This window comes from Microbacterium cremeum (genome assembly GCF_015277855.1).
Taxonomy (GTDB): Bacteria; Actinomycetota; Actinomycetes; order Actinomycetales; family Microbacteriaceae; genus Microbacterium; species Microbacterium cremeum.
Window position 1 is genome coordinate 1,120,806 of the sequence record NZ_CP063812.1, and the last position, 24,824, is coordinate 1,145,629.

The following is a 24,824-nucleotide window of genomic DNA, read 5'->3' on the forward strand; positions in this document are numbered from 1 at the left end:
CATAACTCCATGCTTTTTGAGGTTGGCGAGACGGTCGTCTACCCCCATCACGGGGCGGCAACGATCATCGAGGTCAAAGACCGGATCATCAAGGGCGAGACGAAGAAGTACCTGAAGCTCAATGTCACGCAGGGCGACCTGATCATCGAGGTCCCCGCTGAGAACGTCGACCTCGTCGGCGTCCGCGATGTCATCGGCAAGGAGGGTCTCGACAAGGTCTTCGAGGTGCTGCGCGCTCCGTTCACGGAGGAGCCGACCAACTGGTCGCGCCGCTACAAGGCCAACCTCGAGAAGCTCGCCTCCGGCGACGTCATCAAGGTCAGCGAGGTCGTTCGCGACCTGTGGCGCCGAGACCAGGACCGCGGCCTGTCGGCCGGGGAGAAGCGCATGCTCGCCAAGGCGAAGCAGATCCTGATCTCCGAGCTCGCCCTCGCCGAGAAGACCGACGAGGAGCAGGCGAGCGTGATCCTCGACGAGGTCCTCGCAAGCTGAGCCGCCGAGACGACGCCCCACGGGGCGTCGTTTCGCTTTGCAGGACGGCGACGCGGTCGCGATAGCGTGACGGAGTGAGCATCACTCCCGTCCCGCGCGTCGGCGTCGTGGTCGTCGCGGCCGGGTCCGGCACCCGTCTGGGTGCCGGCGCCCCCAAGGCGTTCGTCGGCATCGACGCGCACACGATCCTGCGTCACGCGCTGGTGCGCGTACTCGCCGCCCCCGCAGCCCAGGTCGTCGTCGTCGCCCCGCCCGACCGGCAGGGGGATGCACTCAGCGACGCGCTCGCCGTCGCCGGCGATCGTCGCGACCTGGTGTCGGTCGTCGCGGGCGGTGCGACGCGTCAGGCATCGGTGGCCGCCGGGCTCGCGGCGCTGTGGGCGGACGTCGAACTCGTGCTGGTGCACGACGCTGCCCGCGCCCTGACGCCCCCCGAGGTCTTCGAGCGCGTCGTGACGTCGCTCGAGGCAGGCGCGGTCGGAGCCGTTCCGGTGCTGCCGGTCATCGACACCGTCAAGCGCGTCGCGGGCAGCGAGATCCTCGCCGCCGTCGACCGCTCCGAGCTCGCCGCGGCGCAGACCCCGCAGGGCTTCCGCCGGGATGTGCTGGATGCGGCATATGCCGTCGCGACCGAGGAGTACACCGACGACGCGGCGCTGGTCGCCGCCGCCGGGCATGCCGTCGCGGCCGTGCCGGGGCATCCGCTCGCCTTCAAGATCACCACGGCCGCAGACCTCGATCGCGCCCGTCATCTGCTGGCCGCGTCGACGGCGCCGGCGGCTCCGGCCCCTGCGGCGCCGCACGCGATGCCGCGGGTGGGCCTGGGCACCGATGTCCACGGGTACGGCGGCGACGGGCCCCTGTGGCTGGCGGGGCTGGAATGGCCCGGCGAGCAGGCGCTGTCGGGGCACTCCGACGGCGACGCCGTCGCCCATGCCGTCGTCGACGCGCTGCTGGGCGCCGCGGGTCTGGGCGACATCGGCACGCACTTCGGCACCGACCACCCCGAGTACGCCGGGGCGCATGCGCATGCGTTCCTCGCACGCACGCACGCGCTGGTGGGGGAGGCCGGGTGGCGCATCGGCAACGTGTCGGTGCAGGTGCAGGCGAACCGCCCCCGGTTCGCGGCCCGGCGCGAGGAGGCCGAGCGCGTCCTGTCGCAGGCGCTGGGCGGCGCACCGGTGTCGATCTCGGCGACCACGACCGACGGACTGGGGTTCAGCGGCCGCGGCGAGGGCGTCGCGGCGTTCGCGGTCGCCCTGGTCGTGCCGGCGTGATCCCGCCGGTCAGAGCACGCGCGTCATGAAGACCGAGAACGGGTCCGGGGAGTAGTCCCCGAACGGGCCGCAGTACGTGAAGCCCTCGCTCTCGTAGAGACGCTGCGCCGGCACGAAGTCCTCGGTCGCGCCGGTCTCGAGCCACACCGTCGACATGCCCCGCTCGCGCGCCTGCTCGACGACGTGGCGCAGCAGGGCACGGCCGACGCCGCATCCGCGGAAGCGGTCGTCGACGCGCATCGACTTGATCTCGCCTCGGTGCGCGTCCAGCGTCTTGAGGGCGCCGATGCCCGCGAGCTCGCCGTCGATCCATGCCGACCAGACGGCGACCGACGGATGCCGGAGCGCCTCCATGCCCAGTGCGTGCACGCTCTCGGGAGGAGAGGTGCCGTGCATGCCGGCGAGATGGAACTCCACGAGGCGCCGGGTGGCCGCCGCGGTCAGGTCGTCGGTGCGGATGTCGATCGTGGTCTGCATGTCGCGCCCAGTGTGCCATCGGCGCATTGCGGGCGTGTTTCGCGACAGCGGTCGTCACGCCTCGACGGCGAACGGCTCGGGGTCGCGGGGCGAGCGCGAGCCCCACGCGAGGAGCGCCAGGCCCGCCGCGAGCACTGCCAGCCCGACGATGGCCAGCGCCGACAGGCGCTCGCCCAGCACGACGATGCCGAGGACGCTCGCCGTCAGCGGCTCACCGAGCGTGAGGGTCGCCGCCGTCGCCGCGGTCAGACCGCTGAGTCCCCACGTGAACAGCACGTACGCGATCGAGATGGTGGCCAGCCCCAGCCACAGCGCCATCGCGAGCCCGGCGGGGGAGGCGAGCCATGCCAGATCGACGAACGGGAGGGCGAGGGCGCTGATCACGGCCGAGCTCGCACCCATGGCACCGACGACAGTGAACGGATCCCAGCCTTCGTCGAGCAGCCGCCGCTGCGCGTTCGCGATCACGGCGAACGACGCCCCGGCGCCGACCGAGCCGAGCAGCCCGACCGGATCCGTGCCGCCCGCGCCCGTCGCATCGCCCCCGAATCCGAGCAGCACGACACCGAGCGTGGCGAGCGCCGTCGCGCCCATCCACGTCGCGGTCGGCATCCTCCGGGTCAGCGCCCACTCCAGGAGCCCCGCGAGGATCGGCGCCGAGCCGAGTGCGACCACGGTGCCGACGGCCACGCCGTTGCGCGCGGTGCCGAGGAAGAACAGCGGCTGGTACAGCGCCAGGCACAGGCCCGTCAGCACCATGAGCGCGAGAGGACGGTACCCCCGTCCGCCGGCCCGCGGGCGCACCGCGCCGGCCGGACGACGGCGGCCGTGCCGTGCGGCGAGGGCGAACGCGATCACGGCGAGTCCCGTTCCGCCGATGACCATGCGCATCACGCCGATCGAGAGGGGCGTCGTGCCGTCGGGGCCCAGAGCCTGCGAGGTTCCGGTGGTGCCGAACAGCAGTGCGGCGGCGAGGACGGCGAGGACATGCACGCTTCAGTTCTACTGCCTCCGGACCCTGAGCTTGTCGAAGGGCGGCCGGTAGGCTGGACCGGTGACGGTACAGCTCTATGACACCAAGGCGCAGGCCCTGCGCGACTTCGTGCCGCTGAACCCGGAGGACGTCACGATCTACGTCTGCGGACCCACGGTGCAGTCGGGTCCGCACATCGGGCACCTGCGCGGGGCGCTGAGCTTCGACATCCTCCGCCGCTGGCTCGCCCACCGCTTCGGGCGCGTGACGTTCGTGCGCAACGTCACCGACATCGACGACAAGGTGCTCGCGAACGCCACCGACGGCGAGCCGTGGTGGGCGCTCGCCTACCGCATGGAGCTCGAGTTCACGCGCGCCTACACCGCGATCGGCATCCTGCCGCCGACGTACGAGCCCCGCGCGACCGCGTCCATCCCGCAGATGCAGGACCTCATCCAGCGGCTCATCGACGCGGGGCACGCGTACGCCGCGGCCGGTGACGTCTACTTCGACGTGCGGTCGTGGGCGGACTACGGCTCGCTGACGCGCCAGAGCCTCGACGCGATGGAGCCCGCTGCCGACGCCGACCCGCGCGGCAAGCGGGACCCGCGCGACTTCGCGCTGTGGAAGGGCACGAAGCCCGAGGAACCCGCGTCGGCGGCGTGGGACTCGCCGTGGGGCCGGGGGCGCCCGGGCTGGCACATCGAGTGCTCGGCGATGTCGCGCCGCTACCTCGGCGCCGAGTTCGACATCCACGGCGGCGGCCTCGATCTGCGCTTCCCGCACCACGAGAACGAGCTCGCGCAGTCCACGGCCGCGGGCGACGGCTTCGCACGGTACTGGGTACACAACGGCCTGGTGACCGTCGGTGCCCAGAAGATGTCGAAGTCGCTGTTCAACTTCGTCCTCGCCGAAGACGCACTGCGCGACCGCGACCCGCTCGTCGTGCGGTACGCGCTCGCGGCGGCCCACTACCGATCGAGCCTCGACATCACCGAGTCCACCTTCGACGAGGCCGAGGCCGCGGTCGGGCGCATCCGCGGCTTCCTCGAGCGGGCGCTGCGCCTCCTGCGCGACGCCACCCGCGACACCCGGGTGGACGCGGCGGTGCCGGACCGGTTCGCGGCGGCGCTCGACGACGACCTCGGCGTGCCGCAGGCGCTCGCGGTGCTGCACGAGACCGTGCGCGACGGCAACACCGCCCTCGACGCCGGTGACCGCGAGGCGGCGCTGCGCGCGTTCGCCGACGTCGCCGTGATGACAGGCATCCTCGGCATCGACCCTCTCGACCCGCACTGGCGGGCGACGGATGCCTCGGACCAGGCTCGCGCGCTCGACACGCTCGTGAAGACCATGATCGCGCAGCGCGCCGACGCGCGCGCTGCGAAGGACTGGGCCAGCGCCGACCGCATCCGCGACGCGATCGCGGCGGCAGGAATCGTGCTCGAGGACGGACCTCAGGGCACCCACTGGACACTCGGCTCGCAATAGCGGGCACGCCGGGACGACCCGGCCGGAAAGGAAGAAATGGTCAAGCCAGGACGCCCCGGCGCCGCGAAGGGCAAGAAGGGCCCCAGCAAGGGCACGGGCGGCAAGAACAAGCGCTCGCTCGAGGGACGCGGGCCGACCCCGAAGGCGGAGGACCGCGCGTGGCACCCCGCCGGCAAGCGCAAGGCCGCCGCCGAGAGGTACGCCGCGGCGGGCGGCAAGGGCAAGCCGACGGGGGCCGGTCAGAACCGCACGTCCCGCGCGAAGAAGGACGACGACACCGAGACGGTGACCGGGCGCAACTCGGTGCTCGAGGCGCTGCGGGCGAAGATCCCGGCGACGGCGTTCTACATCGCGCAGCGCGTCGAGATGGACGACCGCGTGAAAGAGATGCTGTCGATCGCCACGCACCGCGAGATCCCGGTGCTCGAGGTCACGCGTCCCGAGCTCGACCGCATGGCCGGTTTCGACGGCGTGCACCAGGGCGTCGCGCTGAAGGTGCCCCCGTACGAGTACGCCCACCCGCAGGATCTGCTCGAAGAGATCATCGCCGACGACCTCGTGCCGCTCCTGGTCGCGCTGGACGGGGTCACCGACCCCCGCAACCTCGGCGCGATCATCCGCTCGACCGCCGCGTTCGGCGGGCAGGGCGTGATCGTGCCGCAGCGGCGCTCTGCCAGCGTCAACTCCGCAGCCTGGAAGACGAGCGCAGGCGCGGCGGCGCGCATCCCCGTGGCGATCGCGCCCAACCTCACCACGACGCTCAAGGAGTTCAAGAAGCAGGGCGTGTTCGTCCTGGGACTCGACGGGGGCGGCGACGTGTCGCTGCCGTCGCTCGAGCTCGCAGACCGCCCCGTCGTGATCGTGGTCGGATCCGAGGGCAAGGGCCTCTCGCGCCTGGTGACCGAGACGTGCGACCAGATCGTGTCGATCCCGATCTCGGCCGCCACGGAGTCGCTGAACGCCGGGATCGCGGCATCCGTCGCCCTCTATCAGGTGTCGACGATGCGCTCCGGCCGCTGACGACCCGGGCGGCCCGGGACGTATTCGCGGGAATGAATGCGCTCCCGGCGCCCTTGGACCTCCAGGAACGTCGTCCACCGTCGAAAGGAAGAACATGGCACGCATCGCCGTCATCGGAGGGACCGGGTACGCCGGTCGTCACATCGTCGAAGAGGCGGTGAACCGAGGGCACAGCGTGCTCGCCATCGCGCGCCGCATCCCCAGCGAGCGGTTCGCGGGAGCGACCTACATCGAGGGCTCGCTCACCGATGTGCCCGACCTGCTGACGCAGCTGCAGGGCGCCGACGTCGTCGTCTCGGCGGTGGCCCCGCGCGGTGACATGGAGGGCCTGGTGCGCCCGAACCTCATCTCGCTCATCTCGCTGCTTCCCGCGGACGTGCGGGTCGGTGTGATCGGCGGGGCAGGCGGCAGTCTCGTCGCGCCGGGTGGCGAGCGGCTCGTCGATCAGCCGTCGTTCACCGAGGAGTACAAGCCCGAGGCCCTCGAGGCGATCGGGATCCTCGAGGATCTGCAGTCCGGGCCGGCCGACCGCGACTGGTTCTACATCCACCCCGCGGGCGGGTTCGGCGGGTTCAACCCGGGCGAGCGCACCGGGACCTACCGCGACGGCGGCGACGTCCTCGTGACCGACGAGAACGGCGACTCCTTCATCTCGGGCGCCGACTTCGCGATCGCGGTGCTCGACGAGATCGAGAACCCGAAGCACTCGCGCGAGCGCTTCACGGTCGGCTACTAGCCCTCGAGAGGGTCAGACGAGGTCGCGCCAGTCGATCTCGTCGTCCTCGTCGTCGATGATCGGGCCGCTGCCGGTGATCACCGGCAGCGACACCGTCTCGGTCGCCGGGCCCATCAGCGTCGCCTCGTCGCGGCGGTGGCGCAGCACGTCGTCGATGTAGCTCGACAGGGCCTCGGCCAGCGGCACGGACTTGCCCTTGCCCTGCGAGAGGTACCAGCGGTGCTCCAGCAGCTGGTGGAAGACCTCGGCGGGCTCGAGCTTGGCACGAAGGTCCCACGGGATCGCCTTCACGACGGGCTCGAAGACGCGCGTCAGCCACTCGTGGGCGGCCATGTCCTCGTCTTCGAAGCGCGAGATGCGCGCCCGGAACTCGTCGAGGTCGTTCAGCAGGCGACGGGCCTGGTTCTCTTCGACATCGAGACCGGTCAGCCGCAGCAGCCGCCGCTGGTGGTGCCCGGCGTCGACGACCTTCGGCTGGATCGAGACCCTCGTGCCGTCGGTGGTCGCCTGGATCGACATCTCGCCGATGTCGAAGCCCAGCGAGTTGAGGCGCTGGACGCGCTCGGTGAGTCGCCACGCCTCGTCGGCGCGGAAGGTCTCGCTGTCGGTAAGCGCCGCCCACAGCGAGTGGTACGACGAGACGATCCCATCGGCGATCGCGATGGCGTCGACGCCGCCCTCGAGGCGGCCGCCGGCCTCGAGGTCCATGATCTCGCCGGCGATGTTCGTCCGGGCGACGTCGAGGTCGTGCGCGCGCTGCCCGGGGGTGAGCCCGCTCTCGTGCAGCTCGCCGGTCTCGGCATCGACGAGGTAGGCGGCGAACGCGCCGGCATCGCGACGGAAGAGCGTGTTCGACAGCGACACGTCGCCCCAGAAGAAGCCGACGTTGTGCAGCCGCACCAGGAGCGCCGCCAGCGCGTCGACCAGGCGGGTCGCCGTGTCGGGGCGCAGCACCTGCGTGAACAGCGCGCGGTAGGGGAGCGAGAACTTCAGGTGCGCGGTCACCAGCGCGGCGGGGAGGTGCTCGCCCGAGGCGTCCGTGCGCCCGGCGATCACGGCGACCCGCTCGACGCACGGGGCGTCGAGGCGGGCGAGGTTGCCGAGCATGTCGTACTCGCGGCGAGCCATCGCCTCGGTGGTCTCCTTGATCGCGACCACACGGCCCGACAACGTCGCGAATCGCACGAGATGCCGCGAGATGCCCTTGGGGAGGTAGACGATGTGGCTCGACGGCCACTCGGCCAGGGGTGTCGACCACGGCAGTGACAGCAGACCCGGATCCACGCTGCTGGCGGTGATGCTCAGGGCGTCGGGCACGGGGCCTCCGCAGACTCAGGGGATGGAAGCGCGACGGCGCGGGGGGAGTCTCTCCCACCCGCGCCGTCGCGTAGGAACCGCTTACGCCGAGGCGATCGCCTTGTCGGTGAGGCGCTCGCCGGACTCGAGGTCGAACACGTGCACGTGTCCGGGCACCGGAGCCAGCGTGACCGTGTCGCCCGCCATCGGGTGGCGGCGTCCGTCGACGCGCGCGACGATGTCGGTGCGCTTGCCGTTGACGTCGGTGTGGCCGTACAGGTAGCCGTCCGCGCCGAGCTCCTCGACGAGGTCGACGATGACCTGCAGACCCTTGCCGTCCTCGGGAGCGACCTGGATGTCCTCGGGACGAACGCCGATGGTGACCTCGGAGCCGTGCGCCTTGCCGAGCGTGTCGGCATCGACGCCGACCACGCGGTCGCCAAACTGGACACCGCCCTCGGCGATGTGCGCCGGGAACAGGTTCATCGCGGGCGAGCCGATGAATCCCGCGACGAAGACGTTGTTCGGCTTCTCGTACAGGTCGCGCGGCGTGCCGACCTGCTGCAGGAGGCCGTCCTTGAGGACCGCGATGCGGTCGCCCATGGTGAGCGCCTCGGTCTGGTCGTGCGTGACGTAGACCGTGGTGACGCCCAGACGGCGCTGCAGCGAGGCGATCTGGGTGCGCGTCTGGACGCGGAGCTTGGCGTCGAGGTTCGACAGCGGCTCGTCCATGAGGAACACCTGCGGCTGGCGCACGATCGCGCGGCCCATGGCGACGCGCTGACGCTGACCACCCGAGAGGGCCTTCGGCTTGCGGGTGAGGTACTCCTCGAGGTCGAGGAGCTTGGCAGCTTCGAGCACGCGCGCGGCACGCTCCTCCTTGCCGACGCCGGCGATCTTGAGCGCGAAGCCCATGTTCTCGGCGACGGTCATGTGCGGGTAGAGCGCGTAGTTCTGGAAGACCATCGCGATGTCGCGGTCCTTCGGCGGGACGTCGGTGACGTCGCGGTCGCCGATAAGGATGCGGCCCGAGTTGACCTCTTCGAGGCCGGCCAGCATGCGCAGGGACGTGGACTTGCCGCAGCCCGACGGGCCGACGAGCACGAGGAACTCGCCATCGGCGACCTCGAGGTTGAGCTTGTCCACGGCGGGGCGCGTGCCCCCGGGGTACAGGCGGGTTGCGTTGTCGAACGTGACGGACGCCATGTTTCTCTTCTCCTTCACCGGCAGGTACGTGCCGGACGATCCGTAGTGATGGAATGAGCGGGGGCTCTCCCGCGCGCCCGTCGTCGGGCGCACGAAACAGTATGACACGGCGCGTGCGGAGGTTGCGTCTGGGCATTTCCCAGGGTGGCTGGCTAGCATCGTCAACGTCCGCCTTCCCGTGCGGACCAGCCGGAAGACCGGCCCCCTTCCGTCCCGAGAGGTTCCATGTCGAGCGACGAGTCACAGAACGCCGCTGCCAGCGAGCGCCGCGACGCCGTGCGCGAGAAGGCGCAGCAGGTGCAGGCACGTCAGTCGCGTGCCCGCCTGGTCCGTCGCACCACTCTGGGCGCCGCGGTCGTCGCGGTCGTCGCCGTCATCGCCGTCGTCGTCACCTGGACGGTGTCCTCGAGCGCATCGAAGCCCATGATGAGCCCCGAGAACGTCGTCGATGACGGCTTCATGGTCACCGGTGTCACCGGCGTCGGCATCACCTCCGGAACGAGCGAGGCCAACGGCTCCGTGCAGGGCGGCCAGACCCCCGCGACGACCGCCGAGCCGGCCGAGGCCACGCCCACGCCCACGCCGACCCCCACCGACACCCCGGCCGTCGAAATCCGCGTCTACGTCGACTACCTCTCGACCGGCTCGCGCGACTTCCAGGTCGCCAACGCGAAGCAGCTCACCGAGTGGGTCAACGAGGACGCGGCGACGCTGACGTACTACCCGGTGGCGATGCTGACCGCCAAGTCCAACGGCACGAAGTACTCGCTCCGCGCGGCGGCCGCGGCCGCCTGCGTGGCGCAGTATGCTCCCGACTATTTCTTCGCGTTCAACCAGGCGCTGCTGACGCAGCAGCCTGCGGTGGACTCCGACGGCTACAGCGACAGCGAGCTCGCCGCCCTGGCGATCGCGACGGGCCTGGACGGTGCCAAGGTCGTGCGGTCGTGCATCGAGGAGCAGTCGTACGCCTCGTGGGCCAAGCTCGCGACGGAGCGCGCCCTGCAGGAGCTGCCCGACACCGACGGCATGGCGCTCACCGGCACGCCGATGGTGCTGGTCAACGGCACCCAGTACGTCGGAAAGCTCGACGACCCCAAGGAGTTCGCGCAGTTCGTGCTCACGGTCGCCAGCGACGCCTACTACAAGGCGACCCCGACGCCGACGCCCACCGTCGCCCCCTGATCGGGCACGCGGCGCTGCGCCGGTAGACTGGGCGCCCTGCCGACTTGGCGCAATTGGTAGCGCACCTAACTTGTAATTAGGGGGTTACGGGTTCGAGTCCCGTAGTCGGCTCCACGACCGGCTCACCGTGCCACGCCCCCGTGCCGAGGCTCTGCCTCAGCCCGCCGGCTCGAACGTGATCGTCACCGGCGTCGCTCCGGACGCCCGGTCGAACACGAGCGTGCCGGTGACCTCGACGGCCGCGCCCCTCGACGGGCCGATCGAGGCGGTGAAGGTGTCTCCGTCGCCCGAGCGGTTGAACTCGCCGAGCTGCTCGTCGAGTGGATCGAGCTGCGACGCGTCCCAGCCGAACTCGGGAGCGAGCGCGCGCAGGTAGTCCAGCGCGCCCGACCAGCCGCGCACGACGTCCGGTGTCAGCGTGACCGACACCAGCCGGTCGCCCCGCGCGACGGCGGTGAGCGAGGAGATGTCATCCAGTGCGTGCACGTCGTCACCGACCGCGACGAGAGCCCGTACCGGGCGGCGGAAGACGGCGGATTTCTCGCCGTCCGCAGGGAGTCCGAGCGCCGTCGCCGACAGTCCGCCCTCGCCGACGCGCACCCGCACGACGCCCTCGACGTTGACGTAGTCGAACCCCGCATCGGTGAGCATGCTGGAGCCGTCGGTCGCCTTCTGATCGGCGGACGCCGCCGGGTTCTCCTCGGTCCACCACGACTCCTGGATGGCGAGCGACGCGATCACGACGGCGCCGATCACGACGGCGAGGATCGCGGCCGGCAGCCAGGTCAGGAGCGTGCGCGTGCGAGTGGAGATGGCCACGATCCAGCGTAACCGGGCCGGTTCGGGCACGTGCCCCGCACACGGCAGGATGGGACGGGTGACCGCCCCGCGCATTCCCACCGCCCTCGCCCTCGGCGGCGCGGTGGCGATCGGCGTGATGACGGCGGTGCAGGCCCGCATCAACGGCCAGCTGGGCGTGCGCCTGGACGACGGGTTCGTCGCCGCGGTGATCTCGTTCGGCTCGGGCCTGGCGATCCTCCTCGCCCTCTCCGCCGCGCTCCCGGTGGGTCGTGCCGGCTTCGGGCGCCTGGTCGAAGGCGTGCGGCACCGGAGGATTCCGTGGTGGATGCTGGCGGGCGGGGCGGCCGGTGCCCTCACCGTCGCCACGCAGGGCCTCGCGGTCGGGCTCATCGGCGTCTCGCTGTTCACCGTGGGCGTCGTGGCCGGCCAGACCGTCAGCGGCCTGCTGCTCGACCGCGCCGGGTTCGGCCCCGCCGGCGTCGTGGCGGTGACGGTCCCGCGGCTGATCGGCGGCGCGCTGGCGCTGATCGCGGTGAGCCTGGCCCTGGCGGGCGACGGGCTGGCGGGGGTGCCGCTGTGGATGGCGCTGCTGCCGGTGCTCGCCGGCGCCGGCATCGCGTGGCAGCAGGCGACGAACGGACGGCTTCGCCAGAGCGTGGGCACGCCCCTCACCGCGACGCTCGTCAACTTCGCCGGCGGCACGATCCTGCTGGCGATCGCCGCCGTCCTCCACGTCGTCCTCGTGGGCGAGCCGCGGGCTCTCCCGGCCGATCCGTGGCTGTACCTCGGTGGCGCGATCGGTGTCGTCTACATCGCGCTCGGTGCGGCGATCGTCCAGTACACCGGAGTCCTGCTGCTGGGTCTGGGAGCGGTCGTCGGCCAGCTGTGCACGTCGGTCCTGATCGACGCGGTGTGGCCGACGCCGACGGGTCCGGGGCTCGCCCAGGAGCTCGCGATGGTCACGGTCGCGCTGGTGTCGGTCGTGGTCGCCGCGGTGCCGTGGCGCCGCTGGCGGTCACGCTGACGCTCAGGCGCTGCGGGGCTTCTTCGGCTGCGGCATCCGTGAGAGCACTTTGCTCGCGTCGAGCGGCTTGCGCCGGCCCGGGCGCTCCCGCGCGGGCTTGCCGCCGACGTAGAGCCAGCCCAGCAGCTCTTCGTTCTTCTCGAGCCCGTGCGCCTTGGCGACGGCCTTCGAGCGCGTGTAGTGCCCGGTGCGCCAGATGACGCCCCAGCCGGCCTCGTCGAGGAGCAGGCTCAGCGTGTGCGCGACGCCCGACGCCACCGCCTCCTGCTCCCAGCGCGGCACCTTGCCGCTCTTGCGGTAGCTTGCGACGACTGCGATGAGCAGCGGCGCGCGCAGCGGCTTGGTCGACGCGTCCTTCTCGCCCTCGGCCTTCGCGATCGCCCGTCCGAGGCGCTCGCGGTCGGCTCCCCGCAGCTCGATGAGCCGCCAGGGTCGCAGCGACGAGTGGTCGGCGACGCGTCCGGCGGCCGACACGAGCTCCAGCAGCTGGTCGTGACTCGGCGCCTCGTCGGTGACCTTGGACCACGAGCGCCGCGAGCGCACCGCCTCGAGGGCGGGGCTCACGCCACCGGAGGCGCCGTGCGGCGCGTCGACGGCGTGCGGAGGCGACGCGGAGTGCGGCATCACGCCGGATCCGCCGCGGCCTCGCCGGGCGTCTCGTCGCCGGGGGCGAACTGCAGCGAGAGCGAGTTCATGCAGTAGCGGTCGCCGGTCGGGGTGCCGAACCCGTCGGGGAACACGTGACCCAGGTGCGATCCGCAGTTCGCGCAGCGCACCTCGGTGCGCACCATTCCGTGGCTGTCGTCCTCGAGCAGTTCGACGGCTTCGGGGCGGATCGACTCGTAGAAGCTCGGCCATCCGCAGTGCGAGTCGAACTTCGTGCCGCTGCGGAAGAGCTCCGCGCCGCAGGCGGCGCACGTGTACAGGCCCGCGCGGTCCTCGTCGAGCAGCTCACCGGTCCAGGCACGCTCGGTGCCCGCCTGCCGCAGCACCGCGTACTGCTCGGGGGTGAGCTCGGCGCGCCACTGCTCGTCGGTCTTGTCGACGGCGTACGTCATGGGTCCTCCTCGGTCTCTTCCATTCAACCCCAGTCGCGGGCGGCCGGGTCGCGTCCCGCTGGACGTTCACCGGGAACCGGGGCCGTGCGCCGGCGGGCGGGACTGGGGCAGGATGGCGGGATGCGCGAGACGGATGCCGCGGCGACGGTCGAATCGGTGACCCAGCGGTACGCCCGCTTCGCGCGTGAGGAGGCGCCGGACCGCTCCGCGCTGTACGAGGAGTGGGCACGAGGGGTCGCCGCGGAGCCCGCGGTCGCGGGGATCCTCGCCCGCATCCCCGCCGATCGCCGCCAGCCTCCGCTCGTGTTCGCGGTGACCCGCATGCTGGGCGCCCCCGAGGGCCGGTTCGAGGAGTGGGCGGACTGGCTCGGCGCGCACGCCGACGAGGTGGTGGCCGAGGCATCCGGCCGTCGCCTGCAGACCAACGAACCCCAGCGCTGCGCGGCGCTGCTGCCGGCGCTCGCCACCGTGGACGGACCGATCGCGCTGCTCGAGATCGGCGCGAGCGCCGGTCTGTGCCTCTTCCCCGACCGGTACTCATACCGCTTCCGGGATCAGGGCGCCGTGACCGCGCTCGACCCCGAGGACGGGCCGTCGGCGGTGGTGCTCGAATGCGAGGTCTCGGGGGATCCGCCGCTGCGCATGCCCGACATCGTGTGGCGGGCCGGCATCGATCTGGCACCGCTGGACGCCCGCGCGGAGGAGGACCGGCGGTTCCTCACCAGCCTGGTGTGGCCGGGGGAGTCAGGGCGCGTCGTACGCATCGAGGCGGCGCTCGACGTGGTGGCCGCGGACCCCCCGCTGCTGTACGCCGGGGACGCCACCGACCCCGAGGTGCTGCGGCAGGCGTCGGCGCGGGCACCGCATGACGCCACGCTGGTCGTGACCACGCCGGGAGTGCTGCCGCACATCCCGCGTGCCGGTCGCGAGCGGCTGATCCGCACCCTCCGCACCCTCGACGCCGTATGGATCACGATCGACCCCCCGGCGCTGCACGAAGCCGGGAGGGGGCGTGAGGGGAGGCCGCCCGTCGACGGCGCCGCGTGGGGCGGCTTCGTGCTCGCTCGCGACGCCGAACCGCTCGCCGCGGTCGACCCGCTCGGCGCGTTCGTGCATTGGCGCGCGTGGCGCACCGAGGGGACGGATGCCGCGGGCTAGCGTTGCCTCGTGCCCCTGACCGACCGCGATCGCGCCCTCCTCGACTTCGAGGCCGAGTGGCGTCGCCACGCGGGGGCCAAGGAGGAGGCCATCCGCGCCGACCTCGGCATGTCGCCGGCCCGGTACTACCAGCTGCTCGGACGCCTCATCGACACGGCCGAGGCTCAGGGGCACGACCCCATGCTCGTCAAGCGGCTGCGACGCCTGCGCGACGAGCGGCTGCGCGAGCGCGCGGGCCGCGCCGCCGACGCGCGCTGATCGGGCGCTCACCGGGCGCACGGGTTTCGCCCGGTAACATCGTCGGGTGCCGAGATCGACCTTTCCCCGGGATCGCTTCGACGACCTCCCCGACACGGACAGGGTCGGCGCGCACCGCGCGGAGAACCCCCGCATGCGCGGATGGGTCGTCCTGCTGTGGGCGGCTCTGGCGACCATCGTCCTGATCGCGATCGGCATCTTCGGCACTCTGCTCGCCTCGGGTCGCATCGACCTCGCCCCCACGCCGACGCCGACCGTCGCCCCCGAACCGGAGGTGACTCCCGTCGTCGACACCAGCTACCAGGTGCAGATCCTCAACGCGACCCCCGAGGAGGGGCTCGCGACGCAGACGAAGGACATCATCGTCGGCGCCGGGTGGGCGCCCGACAGCGTGCTCGCCAGCGGCGCCGGCTCGCAGGACTTCCCCGAGACGACGGTGTTCTACCTCCTCCCCGAGGATGAGGCGGCCGCCGCGGGGCTTGCCGGCGTCATCGGCGGCGCGGCCATCGAGCAGAGCGAGGCGTACCAGCCGGCGACACCCGACGTGAGGCAGCTGACCGTGGTGATCGGCCTCGACCGGACGGCCGCGGGCCAGGCCCCCGAACCCACTCCCTAGACGCTGCGACCGGTGCGTGTTTCGACCCGGTAAACAGTTGTGTGCGCGCGTGTCAACAAGTGACGAAACCCGGGGTTGCCCGCATCCGGCCGTGCATAACATGAAGCCGAGTACCGCCGGCAACAGGAGATTCGCATGACGCAGGGCACCGTGAAGTGGTTCAACGCCGAGAAAGGGTTCGGCTTCATCACCGTCGCCGACGGCCAGGACGTGTTCGTCCACTACTCCAACATCGACATGACCGGGTTCCGCGTCCTCGAAGAGGGCCAGACCGTCGAGTTCACGGTCGGAACCGGGCAGAAGGGCCCGCAGGCCGAGTCCGTGCGCGTCGTCTGACGCGTGCGGCCCAGGGGCCGCTCTCCCTCACATTCGAGACGGGATGCCGCGAGGCATCCCGTTTCGTCGCGTTTCGGCATCCGTCCCGCGGCTTGCACTCGATAGGGTCGAGTGCCAGAATGATTTAGCACTCGTGATTGTTGAGTGCTAATACCCAAAGCCAACGTTCCGGAGGGACGACACACACATGGCAAAGATCATCGCTTTCGACGAGGAGGCCCGCCGTGGTCTCGAGCGTGGCCTGAACACTCTCGCCGACGCCGTCAAGGTGACGCTCGGCCCGCGCGGTCGCAACGTCGTGCTCGAGAAGAAGTGGGGCGCCCCCACGATCACGAACGACGGCGTCTCGATCGCCAAGGAGATCGAGCTGGACGACCCGTACGAGAAGATCGGCGCGGAGCTCGTCAAGGAGGTCGCCAAGAAGACCGACGACGTCGCTGGTGACGGCACCACGACCGCGACCGTGCTCGCCCAGGCGCTCGTGCGCGAGGGCCTGCGCAACGTCGCTGCCGGCGCCGACCCGATCTCGCTCAAGAAGGGCATCGAGAAGGCCGTCGCCGCCATCACCGCCGAGCTTCTCTCCAGCGCCAAGGAGGTCGAGTCCAAGGAGCAGATCGCTGCCACCGCCTCGATCTCTGCCGCTGACCCCGAGATCGGTGCGCTGATCGCCGAGGCCATCGACAAGGTGGGCAAGGAGGGCGTCGTCACCGTCGAGGAGTCGCAGACGTTCGGCACCGAGCTCGAGCTCACCGAGGGCATGCGCTTCGACAAGGGTTACATCAACCCGTACTTCGTCACGGACCCGGAGCGCCAGGAGGCCGTCTTCGAGGACCCGTACATCCTCATCGCGAACCAGAAGATCTCGAACATCAAGGACCTTCTGCCCGTCGTCGACAAGGTGATCCAGGACGGCAAGGAGCTCGTCATCATCGCCGAGGACGTCGAGGGTGAGGCGCTGGCCACGCTGGTGCTCAACAAGATCCGCGGCATCTTCAAGTCGGTCGCCGTCAAGGCTCCCGGCTTCGGCGACCGCCGCAAGGCGCAGCTGCAGGACATCGCGATCCTCACGGGTGGCCAGGTCATCACCGAGGAGGTCGGTCTCAAGCTCGAGAACGCCACCCTCGACCTGCTCGGCCGTGCGCGCAAGGTCATCGTCACCAAGGACGAGACCACGATCGTCGAGGGCGCCGGCGACGCCGCCGCCATCGAGGGCCGCGTGACCCAGATCCGTCGCGAGATCGACAACACCGACAGCGACTACGACCGCGAGAAGCTGCAGGAGCGTCTGGCCAAGCTCGCCGGCGGCGTCGCCGTCATCAAGGCGGGTGCGGCGACCGAGGTCGAGCTCAAGGAGCGCAAGCACCGCATCGAGGACGCCGTTCGCAACGCGAAGGCGGCCGTCGAGGAGGGCATCGTCCCCGGTGGTGGCGTCGCGCTCATCCAGTCGGGTCGGGTTGCGCTGGACGGACTGCAGCTCACGGGCGACGAGGCGACCGGTGCGAACATCGTGCGCGTCGCGATCGAGGCTCCGCTCAAGCAGATCGCCCTCAACGCCGGTCTCGAGCCGGGTGTCGTCGCCAACAAGGTGGCGGAGCTCCCCGCGGGTCACGGCCTGAACGCCGCCACGGGCGAGTACGGCGACCTGTTCGCGCAGGGCATCATCGACCCGGCCAAGGTGACCCGTTCGGCGCTGCAGAACGCCGCGTCGATCGCGGGCCTGTTCCTCACGACCGAGGCCGTCGTCGCCGACAAGCCCGAGAAGGCCGCGGCTCCGGCCGGCGACCCGACGGGTGGCATGGATTTCTGATCCCTCGCTAGTGCGAGAAACGGATGCCCCGGCTCATCGAGCCGGGGCATCCGTCGTTTCAGCGGAACAGGCTGGTCGTGGCGAGCTCGGTGTCGGCGTACTGACGGCCCGCCGCCGACAGCGCGGCGTTGATGCCCGTCAGGGACTCCTCGACCTGTCGCTGGGTGGCGCGCCACTGGTCGACGACGCCGTGGAAGGCGATCGAGGCCGATCCGGTCCACGACGACTGCAGCTGCGTCAGCTGCGCGAGCATCGCATTGGACTCGGCCTGGAGCCGGTCGATCGTGCCGCGCACCGCGGCGGTGGAGGCGAGGACGGCGTCGCTGTCGACGGAGAAGACGGCCATGGGGGCTCCTTGCGCTGCAGGCGGGTGGCCGGATGCCGGAACCCGCGGTTCCTGAAACGCTAGGCGCCGCGGGCGGCCCGGGTGCGGCATCCGTCGTCTTCTGTGCACGGCGCCGCTGCGACCGCGGCTGGGGAGGAGGCGCCGCTCACTCCGCGGCGTCGGCGAGGCGCGGCAGCGGCTGCGTCGGGATGTCGAGGTGCTCGGCGGCGTCGCGCGCGTCGGCGAGCGGGAGGGCGACGCGGAAGGTGGCCCCGCCCCCCGGCGTGTCGACGACCTCGACGGTGCCGTGGAGCGCCTCGACGATCGATGCCACGATCGACAGCCCCAGGCCCGAGCCTCCGGTCTCGCGAGTGCGCGACGTGTCGGCGCGCCAGAAGCGCTGGAAGATCTTGTCCTTGATCTGGTCGGGGACGCCCTCGCCGTGGTCGACGATCTCGATCCAGCCCATGCGCGCCGCGGCGTCCAGGCCGATGCGCAGCTCGATGGGTGAGTCTTCGGCGGTGAACCGGCGCGCGTTGCCGAGGAGGTTGGCCACGATCTGCCGTACGCGGTTCTCGTCGCCGACCACCACGGGCTGCAGCGTCGCCGCGCGGGGGCGGCCGTCGGGCGTGGGCAGCACCGAGGGCAGCGTATGCGGCGCGGTGCCGTTCGCCTCGATCGCGGGCACCGGCTTGGGTCGCCGCCGCAGCAGCGACAGCGTCGCCCCGGCCCGGGCGATCGCCGACGTGTTCGGCGATCGGCGCTTCGGCTCCTCGCGCTCGGGGGTCGCGTCCGGCTGCGAAGCCTCGGCCGAGGGCTCGTAGACGGTGGTGTCGATGACGGTGACCGGGCGCAGCGGGGCCGTCGCGCGCACATCCATCGCGGCATCCCGCGCCACCGGCCGCAGGTCGACGGGGCCGATGACGACGTCGCGCCGCTCGTCGAGGCGTGCGAGGGCGAGCAGGTCCTCGACGAGGAGGCCCATGCGGATGGCCTCCTTCTCGATGCGGTCCATCGACTGCGCGACGTCCTCGTCGCCGTGCACGGCCCCCATGCGGTAGAGCTCCGCGTAGCCGCGCACGGTGACCAGCGGCGTGCGCAGCTCGTGGCTCGCGTCGCCGATGAAGCGGCGCATCTGCCGCACCGTCGCGTCGCGCTCCGAGATCGCGGCGTCGACGTGGTCGAGCATGGCGTTGATGGCGGTCTTGAGACGCCCGACCTCGGTCGTCGTGGGCTCGATGTCGGTCATGCGCTGGCTGAAGTCGCCCGCAGAGATCGCGTCGGCGGTCGACTCCACCGCGCCGAGACTGCGGAACGTGAGCGTCACGAGCCATCGCGTGAGCACGGCCCCGGCGACCACGATGACGATCGCGAGGATGCTGTAGATGCCGATGTAGTTCGCGATCGTGCGGTTGACCGTCGTCAGCGGCACCGCGACCATCTGCGAGTAGAAGACCCCGGTGTTCGACAGCTCCTGCACGGTCACCGTCGCGCGGAACTCGGTGTCGCCGTCCGCCGCCTTGAGGGTGACGAGCCGGAGCTCGTCGGGCACCGCGACGTCGAGCGGGTAGGCGCCGGGGAACGCCGGTGCGGGCCCTCCGCGGCCGCCCGCTGTCGCGAGGAGTTTGCCGTCCTCGGGCTCGTACACGGCGACGAAGTAGTCCGTGGACGGCGCGTTCTCGGCCCGATCGACCACCAGCCGGCCGTCCGAGACGCTGAGCTCGAGCAGCGGGCTCGCGGCATCCGTCCGCGCTAGCGCGTCCACCTGGGCGTCGACGCCGTCGACGAGCGAGGTGCGGAGGAAGGCCGCGGTGCCGACGCCGGCGGCGAACAGGCCGACCGCCAGGAGCACGACAGTGACCCCGGTGACCTTTGCGCGCAGACTTGTGCCTCGCCACCACCGGGTGACCGCGTCGGGCTTGTGCGCCAGGTCGCCCCCTTGAACTCGTTCCGCGCTAGGCGGTCTTGCCGGCCTTCAGCATGTAGCCGAAGCCCCGCTTGGTCTGGATGAGCGGCTCGGTCGAGTGCGGGTCGATCTTGCGCCGCAGGTACGAGATGTAGCTCTCGACGATGCCGGCGTCGCCGTTGAAGTCGTACTCCCACACGTGGTCGAGGATCTGCGCCTTCGACAGCACGCGGTTGGGGTTGAGCATGAGGTAGCGCAGCAGCTTGAACTCGGTCGGGCTGAGGTCGATCGAGACGTCGCCGACCTGCACGTCATGGGTGTCCTGGTCCATGGTGAGCTCGCCGGCGCGGATGACCGACTCCTCGTCGGCCTGCATGGTGCGGCGCAGGATCGCCTGGATGCGGGCGACGATCTCGTCGAGGCTGAAGGGCTTGGTGACGTAGTCGTCGCCGCCGGCGTTGAGGCCGGCGATCTTGTCCTCGGTCTCGTCCTTGGCGGTGAGGAACAGGATCGGCGCGGTGTAGCCGGCGCCGCGAAGGCGCTTGGTGACGCTGAACCCGTTCATGTCGGGCAGCATGACGTCGAGGATGATGAGGTCGGGTTCCTCTTCGAGGACGGCCGAGATCGTCTGTGCGCCGTTGGAGACGGCCCTGACCTGGAATCCGGCGAATCGCAGGCTCGTGATCAGCAGGTCGCGGATGTTCGGTTCGTCGTCCACGACGAGGATGCGCGGTGCGGTCATGCGCCCATTATGTCGGCGTATCCGCCGGGCTCGCTGGATATCGGCGGCGCGAGGCGAATTTCGTCGCCACCCGGGTGCCGCCGGGCGCGGGCGCGCGGGGCGTTCCGGGCGGCTCATGGACAAACGAACGGGGCGGCCCTAGCGTCGGGGCCAGACACGGGGACGCGCCGGACACGCGCCGTCGACGACGAGAGGAGCCGTCATGACGCACCTGCTGATCATCGGCGGAGGGATGGCCGGCGGCACCGCCGCCGAAGCGTTGCGCGACGAGGGGTTCGACGGCGACATCACCGTCGTCGCGGCCGAGCCGCATCCGCCGTACCAGCGGCCGCCGCTGTCGAAGGGCTATCTCGGCGGGGAGGAGGGGCTGGATGCCGTGCACCTGCATCCCGTCCGGTGGTACGCCGAGCACGGCATCCGTCTGGTCACCGGCATCGCCGCGACCGCGCTCGATCCCGCCGCGCACGCGGTGGAGCTCGCGGACGGCGAGACGCTGCGCTACGACGCGGTGCTGCTCGCGACCGGCGCGCAGCCCCGTACGCTGCCGCTGCCCGGAAGCGAGCTGCCGGGAGTCCTGACGCTGCGGCGCGTCGACGACTCCGACGAGCTCGCCGGGGCGCTGCGCGAAGGCGGACAGCGCCTGGTCGTGATCGGCGCGGGCTGGATCGGCATGGAGGCGGGGGCGACCGCACGGGGCCTCGGCAACGACGTCGCGATCCTCGAGCGTGACCCGGTGCCTCTCGGCGCGGCGCTCGGCGCCGAGATGGGCGAGGTGTTCCGCGCGCTGCATCTCGAGCACGGCGTCGACCTGCGCACCTCCGTCGGAGTCGAGCGCATCGTGGGCGACGGCCGCGCGCGGGGCGTCGTGGTCGACGGAGAGACCGTCGAGGCCGACCTCGTGCTGATCGGCGTCGGCGCGGTGCCCGACACGGCGCTGGCCGAGGCCGCCGGGCTCGACGTCCTCGACGGGATTCTCACCGATGCCGCGCTGCGCACGAGCGCGCCCGACGTCTACGCGGCCGGCGACGCGGCCAACCCGTACCACCCCGTCGTGCAGAGACATCTGCGCAGCGAGCACTGGGCGAACGCCCTGAACGCCGGCAAGGTGGCCGCCCGCTCGATGCTCGGGTTGCCGGCCTCGCACTCGGACATCCCGTACTTCTACACCGACCAATACGATCTGGGCATGGAGCTGTCGGGATACGCCTCGTTGATGACGGATGCCGAGGTGCTCGTCCGCGGCGATCGCGAGGCCCGCGAGTTCATCGCCTTCTGGGTGGACGACGGGCGGGTCGTCGCGGGCATGAACGTCAACGTGTGGGACGTGAACGAGGCCGTGCAGGGCCTCATCCGATCGGGCGAGCGCATCGATCCCGCGCGGCTCCGCGACCCGGAGGTGCCCCTGGAGAGCCTGCTGTCGTGACGGACCCGCCCACCGCCCTCGACCTGCCGGGCGGGTCGCTCGACCTGCCGGGCGGGTCGCTCGACCTGACCCGGCGTCTCGCCGTGATGGCGATCGTGAACCGCACGCCCGACTCGTTCTACGACCGCGGCGCGACGTATGCGCTCGACGCGGCGGTCGCGGCGGGCGTCGCCGCCGTCGAGGCCGGTGCCGACATCGTCGACGTCGGCGGCGTCAAGTTCGCCCCCGGCCCACCCATCCCGGTCGAGGAGGAGATCGCGCGAGTGGTGCCCGTCGTGCGAGAGCTCGCGCCCCTCACGCGCGTGAGCGTCGACACGTTCGAGCCCGAGGTGGCTCGCGCGGCGATTGCCGCAGGCGCCGCGATCGTGAACGACACGACGGGCCTGCGCGATCCGCGCATGGCGGGCGTCATCGCGGACGGCGGGGCGGGCGTGGTCATCGCCCACAGCCTGGCGGCACCGCGCAGCATCCGCTCCCGCACTACGACGATGTGATCGCCGACATCGCGCAGTTCCTGGACGTCCGGCGCCAGCATGCCCTCGCGCACGGCGTGCCGGCGTCGCGCATCGTGCTCGACCCCGGACACGACCTCAACAAGAACACGCGCCAATCGCTCGAGCTGACACGGCGGCTGGGCGAGCTGACCGGCCTCGGCGCACCGCTGCTCGTGGCGCTGTCGAACAAGGACTTCGTCGGCGAGACGCTCGACCGGCCGCGCACGGAGCGGCTCGCGGGGTCGCTCGCCACGGCGGTGTACTGCGTGCTGCAGGGCGCGCGCATCGTGCGAGCCCACAACGTGCGCGAGACGGTCGACGCGCTGCGCATGGTCGAGGCGATCCTCGGGTGGCGCGAGCCGGCGTTCGAGCGGCACAACGCCCGACCCGAGGGGAACGACTGATGCCCACGCGCGAGGAGCTGTTCGCGGCCTACGCCCTGCCCGATCGGGAGCGCATCCGCGTGCGCATGAACTTCGTCGAGAGCGCCGACGGGGCAGTGACCCTCGGCGGGCGCAGCGGTGCGCTCGGCGGCGCGACCGACCGCACGCTCATGCAGGTGCTGCGCGCGATGGCCGACGTGGTGGTCGTGGGCGCCGGCACGGTGCGCGCCGAAGGGTACGGCGGGGTGGGTGCCGCCGACGCCGACCTCGGGTGGCGCCGCGAGCACGGGCTCGCCGACCAGCCCGCGCTCGCGATCGTGAGCGGGGCACTGCGGCTGGAGGCCGCCGACGACGTTTTCGCCAAGGCCGTCAGACGGCCGGTGGTCGTGACGACGGATGCCTCAGCCCGCGTCCGCGGCGCGCTGCTGGCACCCGTGGCCGACGTCGTGCCGTGCGGCGAGGCTGGGCCCGCGCGCCCGGAGGCTCCGCTCGACGCGCCAGCGGCGAGTGGAGGGGGCGTGGGAACCGTCGACCTTCCGGCGATGCTCGAGCAGTTCGCGAGCCGCGGTTGGACCCAGGTGCTGTGCGAGGGCGGGCCGCACCTGTTCGGCGCGCTGCTGGAGGCGGGCGTCGTCGACGAGGTGTGCGTGACCATCGCGCCGCGGTTCGTCGGAGGGGAGGCCGGCCGGATCGTCCAGGGCGCGCGAGAGGCGGACCGGCGCTTCGCGCTCGCCGGTGTCGTGACCGACGACGAGGGCTTCGCATTCCTCCGCTACGCCGCGGTCTGACGTCCGGCGCCGTCGACGCGCGCTACACCGCGGTCTGACGTCCGGCGCCGTCGGCGCGCGCTACGCCGCGAGGCAGCCGCGCACGGCCACGGCCACGCTGTCGCGGACGGACGTGCCCGGGTCGACGCTCAGCCGGTGCAGGACGATGCCGTCGCCGAAGGCCATGAAGGCGTGCAGGGCAGCGTCGGGATGCGCGGCTCCCAGCGTCACGAGGAGTTGCCGCGACCACGCCTCCAGGCCTTCGCGCTGCGCGCGCAGCGGCGCGAACAGCTCGGGGTCGGACGCCGCTTCGAGGAACAGCGCGTACCGTGCGCGGGTCCGCACCGCGTAGGGGCCGGTGAGCAGCTCGATGCCGGCGCTGAAGACGTCGATGAACTCTTCGATGTCGTCGAACCGCTGCGAGAAGACGCCGCCGAGATCGCGCGTCTCCTGCTCGGCGATCCACTGACTCACGCCCGCCAGCAGCGCGGCGCGGGTGCGGAACCAGTTCGAGGTCGAGCCGCGGGGAAGCCCGGCGTGTGCGTCCACGCGGCTGTGCGTGAGCGCACGGAGGCCCTGAGTGCCCACGAGCTCGACCGCCGCGTCGAGGGCGCGTTCGCGGGTGGTCGTCACGTCGAGAGCCTAGCAGTCGTACTACGTTCGTAGTGACAGGGCACTACGAACGTAGTACCCTGTGGCCATGAACGAAGCCACTGCCATCCGCTCGCGCACGGTCACCGCGAACGGACTGCGCATGCACGTGACCGAGGCCGGCGAGGGGCGGCCGGTCGTGCTTCTGCATGGATTCCCGCAGAGCTCACGGGAGTGGGCGCCGGTCATGTCGGCGCTCGCCGCGCGTGCCCACCTGATCGCACCCGACCTGCGCGGCGCGGGACGCACGGCCGCGCCGGCCTCCGGCTACGACTCGGCCACCGTGCGGCGCGACATCATCGCGCTCCTCGACGAGCTCGGGCTCGACAGGATCGACCTCGTCGCACACGATTGGAGCGCGCTGGTCGGGTTCGATCTCTGCCTCGAGCACCCTGATCGCGTCCGCAGGTACGTCGCGATCGCGGTGCCCGCGCCCTACCTCCGCATGAGTCGCGCTCTCATGATCGGACTCCTGAAGGCGATGCCTCACCTGTGGTTCCAGTGGGCGATCGCCACCCCGGCGCTCGGCCCGGCGCTGCTCTCGGGTGGGCGGCAGCGCCTCGCGCACTGGCTGCTCCGCGGTTTCGAGGGACGCCCGATGAACGACGAGGATGTCGCGGCCTACGTCGAGGCGCTGCGCGACCCCGCACGCTCGAGGGCTGCCTCGAAGCTCTACCGCGGGCTCATCCTCCCAGGGTTCATGAAGATGATCCGAGGCGCGTATCTCGGTCGTGTGCTGCACACGCCCACGCTCATCCTGTTCGGCGCCGGCGACGCGCTCCTGCCGAAGGACGCGATGGAAGTCAGCCCCGCCGATGCCCCGCACACGACGGTGGAGTTCGTCCCCGGAGGCGCGCACTACCTCGTCGACGATAACCCCGGCGAGGTCGCGCGGCGGATCGCGGTCTTCCTTCTGGAGTGAGGG

26 protein-coding genes, 1 tRNA gene and 1 pseudogene are annotated in these 24,824 nt (G+C 71.5%); 17 read left to right on the plus strand and 11 right to left on the minus strand.

The genetic code is table 11. The features are described 5' to 3' along the window. Nucleotides 1-9 precede the first annotated feature (9 nt). On the plus strand, nucleotides 10-492 hold the full coding sequence (locus IM778_RS04825; RefSeq protein ID WP_127820162.1) for a CarD family transcriptional regulator: 483 nt from the start codon (nucleotides 10-12) through the stop codon (nucleotides 490-492). 74 nt (nucleotides 493-566) lie between these two features. After that, complete coding sequence (ispD, locus tag IM778_RS04830; protein ID WP_194410936.1) at nucleotides 567-1,769, plus strand: 2-C-methyl-D-erythritol 4-phosphate cytidylyltransferase; 1,203 nt, start codon at nucleotides 567-569, stop codon at nucleotides 1,767-1,769. A gap of 9 nt (nucleotides 1,770-1,778) precedes the next feature. Here the strand turns inward: ispD and IM778_RS04835 are convergent, their stop codons facing one another. Further along, complete coding sequence (locus IM778_RS04835) at nucleotides 1,779-2,246, minus strand: GNAT family N-acetyltransferase (protein ID WP_194410937.1); 468 nt, start codon at nucleotides 2,244-2,246, stop codon at nucleotides 1,779-1,781. Nucleotides 2,247-2,300: 54 nt separating this feature from the next. Beyond that, on the minus strand, nucleotides 2,301-3,239 hold the full coding sequence (locus IM778_RS04840; RefSeq protein WP_194410938.1) for a DMT family transporter: 939 nt from the start codon (nucleotides 3,237-3,239) through the stop codon (nucleotides 2,301-2,303). A 61-nt stretch (nucleotides 3,240-3,300) separates the two neighbouring features. Here IM778_RS04840 and cysS point away from each other — a divergent pair, with 61 nt between their 5' ends. From cysS to IM778_RS04855, 3 genes are all read left to right on the plus strand, one after another. Continuing rightward, nucleotides 3,301-4,710, plus strand: coding sequence for a cysteine--tRNA ligase (cysS, locus tag IM778_RS04845; RefSeq protein WP_194410939.1), 1,410 nt, complete (start codon nucleotides 3,301-3,303; stop codon nucleotides 4,708-4,710). A gap of 36 nt (nucleotides 4,711-4,746) precedes the next feature. Then, nucleotides 4,747-5,730 (plus strand): 23S rRNA (guanosine(2251)-2'-O)-methyltransferase RlmB, encoded by a 984-nt coding sequence (gene rlmB, locus IM778_RS04850; RefSeq protein WP_194410940.1) that lies wholly within the window; start codon nucleotides 4,747-4,749, stop codon nucleotides 5,728-5,730. A gap of 94 nt (nucleotides 5,731-5,824) precedes the next feature. Further along, nucleotides 5,825-6,466, plus strand: coding sequence for an NAD(P)-dependent oxidoreductase (locus IM778_RS04855; RefSeq protein ID WP_194410941.1), 642 nt, complete (start codon nucleotides 5,825-5,827; stop codon nucleotides 6,464-6,466). 12 nt (nucleotides 6,467-6,478) lie between these two features. On the opposite strand, the gene IM778_RS04860 is transcribed toward IM778_RS04855, so the two are convergent. Continuing rightward, nucleotides 6,479-7,783, minus strand: coding sequence for a DUF4032 domain-containing protein (locus tag IM778_RS04860; RefSeq protein WP_194410942.1), 1,305 nt, complete (start codon nucleotides 7,781-7,783; stop codon nucleotides 6,479-6,481). 81 nt (nucleotides 7,784-7,864) lie between these two features. Continuing rightward, a complete protein-coding gene (locus IM778_RS04865; protein WP_194410943.1) occupies nucleotides 7,865-8,968 on the minus strand; it encodes an ABC transporter ATP-binding protein in 1,104 nt (367 codons plus the stop codon). A gap of 225 nt (nucleotides 8,969-9,193) precedes the next feature. On the opposite strand from IM778_RS04865, the gene IM778_RS04870 reads away from it, so the two are divergent. Together IM778_RS04870 and IM778_RS04875 are read left to right on the plus strand one after the other, a co-directional pair. Next, the gene (locus tag IM778_RS04870) at nucleotides 9,194-10,150 is read left to right on the plus strand and encodes a DsbA family protein (RefSeq protein ID WP_194410944.1); all 957 of its coding nucleotides are present in this window, start codon (nucleotides 9,194-9,196) and stop codon (nucleotides 10,148-10,150) included. Between the two features lie 38 nt (nucleotides 10,151-10,188). Continuing rightward, nucleotides 10,189-10,264: transfer RNA gene (locus IM778_RS04875), tRNA-Thr, on the plus strand. A 42-nt stretch (nucleotides 10,265-10,306) separates the two neighbouring features. On the opposite strand, the gene IM778_RS04880 is transcribed toward IM778_RS04875, so the two are convergent. Continuing rightward, the gene (locus IM778_RS04880) at nucleotides 10,307-10,969 is read right to left on the minus strand and encodes a hypothetical protein (protein ID WP_194410945.1); all 663 of its coding nucleotides are present in this window, start codon (nucleotides 10,967-10,969) and stop codon (nucleotides 10,307-10,309) included. A 49-nt stretch (nucleotides 10,970-11,018) separates the two neighbouring features. Here IM778_RS04880 and IM778_RS04885 point away from each other — a divergent pair, with 49 nt between their 5' ends. Beyond that, on the plus strand, nucleotides 11,019-11,975 hold the full coding sequence (locus tag IM778_RS04885; RefSeq protein ID WP_194410946.1) for a DMT family transporter: 957 nt from the start codon (nucleotides 11,019-11,021) through the stop codon (nucleotides 11,973-11,975). A gap of 3 nt (nucleotides 11,976-11,978) precedes the next feature. Here the strand turns inward: IM778_RS04885 and IM778_RS04890 are convergent, their stop codons facing one another. Beyond that, nucleotides 11,979-12,599 (minus strand): nitroreductase family protein, encoded by a 621-nt coding sequence (locus IM778_RS04890; protein WP_194410947.1) that lies wholly within the window; start codon nucleotides 12,597-12,599, stop codon nucleotides 11,979-11,981. Next, nucleotides 12,599-13,033, minus strand: a complete 435-nt coding sequence (msrB, locus tag IM778_RS04895; RefSeq protein ID WP_194410948.1) for a peptide-methionine (R)-S-oxide reductase MsrB — start codon at nucleotides 13,031-13,033, stop codon at nucleotides 12,599-12,601. The genes IM778_RS04890 and msrB overlap by 1 nt, the downstream gene beginning before the upstream one ends. 120 nt (nucleotides 13,034-13,153) lie before the next feature. Here msrB and IM778_RS04900 point away from each other — a divergent pair, with 120 nt between their 5' ends. The 5 genes from IM778_RS04900 to groL all read left to right on the plus strand — a co-directional run bounded on the left by IM778_RS04900 (nucleotide 13,154) and on the right by groL (nucleotide 17,208). Continuing rightward, on the plus strand, nucleotides 13,154-14,191 hold the full coding sequence (locus IM778_RS04900) for a DUF2332 domain-containing protein (RefSeq protein ID WP_194410949.1): 1,038 nt from the start codon (nucleotides 13,154-13,156) through the stop codon (nucleotides 14,189-14,191). Between the two features lie 9 nt (nucleotides 14,192-14,200). After that, nucleotides 14,201-14,449 carry a DUF3263 domain-containing protein gene (locus IM778_RS04905; RefSeq protein ID WP_194410950.1) on the plus strand — a complete coding sequence of 83 codons (249 nt, stop codon included), beginning with the start codon at nucleotides 14,201-14,203 and terminating at the stop codon, nucleotides 14,447-14,449. A 46-nt stretch (nucleotides 14,450-14,495) separates the two neighbouring features. After that, the gene (locus tag IM778_RS04910; protein ID WP_194410951.1) at nucleotides 14,496-15,065 is read left to right on the plus strand and encodes a LytR C-terminal domain-containing protein; all 570 of its coding nucleotides are present in this window, start codon (nucleotides 14,496-14,498) and stop codon (nucleotides 15,063-15,065) included. A gap of 135 nt (nucleotides 15,066-15,200) precedes the next feature. After that, nucleotides 15,201-15,401 (plus strand): cold-shock protein, encoded by a 201-nt coding sequence (locus tag IM778_RS04915; protein ID WP_106816788.1) that lies wholly within the window; start codon nucleotides 15,201-15,203, stop codon nucleotides 15,399-15,401. Nucleotides 15,402-15,588: 187 nt separating this feature from the next. Further along, nucleotides 15,589-17,208: a chaperonin GroEL gene (gene groL, locus IM778_RS04920; protein ID WP_194410952.1), complete on the plus strand. Its 1,620-nt coding sequence runs from the start codon at nucleotides 15,589-15,591 to the stop codon at nucleotides 17,206-17,208. A gap of 58 nt (nucleotides 17,209-17,266) precedes the next feature. On the opposite strand, the gene IM778_RS04925 is transcribed toward groL, so the two are convergent. The 3 genes from IM778_RS04925 to IM778_RS04935 all read right to left on the minus strand — a co-directional run bounded on the left by IM778_RS04925 (nucleotide 17,267) and on the right by IM778_RS04935 (nucleotide 20,181). Continuing rightward, on the minus strand, nucleotides 17,267-17,554 hold the full coding sequence (locus IM778_RS04925) for a WXG100 family type VII secretion target (RefSeq protein WP_194410953.1): 288 nt from the start codon (nucleotides 17,552-17,554) through the stop codon (nucleotides 17,267-17,269). 145 nt (nucleotides 17,555-17,699) lie between these two features. Next, nucleotides 17,700-19,385 (minus strand): sensor histidine kinase, encoded by a 1,686-nt coding sequence (locus IM778_RS04930; RefSeq protein WP_228484754.1) that lies wholly within the window; start codon nucleotides 19,383-19,385, stop codon nucleotides 17,700-17,702. A 103-nt stretch (nucleotides 19,386-19,488) separates the two neighbouring features. After that, nucleotides 19,489-20,181 carry a response regulator transcription factor gene (locus tag IM778_RS04935; RefSeq protein ID WP_194410954.1) on the minus strand — a complete coding sequence of 231 codons (693 nt, stop codon included), beginning with the start codon at nucleotides 20,179-20,181 and terminating at the stop codon, nucleotides 19,489-19,491. A gap of 202 nt (nucleotides 20,182-20,383) precedes the next feature. Between IM778_RS04935 and IM778_RS04940 the strand changes: the two genes are divergently transcribed. From IM778_RS04940 to IM778_RS04950, 3 genes and pseudogenes are all read left to right on the plus strand, one after another. After that, nucleotides 20,384-21,604, plus strand: a complete 1,221-nt coding sequence (locus IM778_RS04940) for an NAD(P)/FAD-dependent oxidoreductase (RefSeq protein ID WP_194410955.1) — start codon at nucleotides 20,384-20,386, stop codon at nucleotides 21,602-21,604. Between the two features lie 86 nt (nucleotides 21,605-21,690). Beyond that, a pseudogene (folP, locus tag IM778_RS04945) lies at nucleotides 21,691-22,502 on the plus strand (dihydropteroate synthase). Next, nucleotides 22,502-23,269, plus strand: coding sequence for a dihydrofolate reductase family protein (locus IM778_RS04950; protein ID WP_194410956.1), 768 nt, complete (start codon nucleotides 22,502-22,504; stop codon nucleotides 23,267-23,269). Before folP ends, IM778_RS04950 begins: the two are co-directional and overlap by 1 nt. Before the next feature lie 60 nt (nucleotides 23,270-23,329). Here the strand turns inward: IM778_RS04950 and IM778_RS04955 are convergent, their stop codons facing one another. Continuing rightward, the gene (locus IM778_RS04955) at nucleotides 23,330-23,881 is read right to left on the minus strand and encodes a TetR/AcrR family transcriptional regulator (protein ID WP_194410957.1); all 552 of its coding nucleotides are present in this window, start codon (nucleotides 23,879-23,881) and stop codon (nucleotides 23,330-23,332) included. Nucleotides 23,882-23,948: 67 nt separating this feature from the next. Between IM778_RS04955 and IM778_RS04960 the strand changes: the two genes are divergently transcribed. Continuing rightward, nucleotides 23,949-24,821, plus strand: a complete 873-nt coding sequence (locus IM778_RS04960; RefSeq protein ID WP_194410958.1) for an alpha/beta fold hydrolase — start codon at nucleotides 23,949-23,951, stop codon at nucleotides 24,819-24,821. The last annotated feature ends 3 nt before the right edge of the window (nucleotides 24,822-24,824 follow it).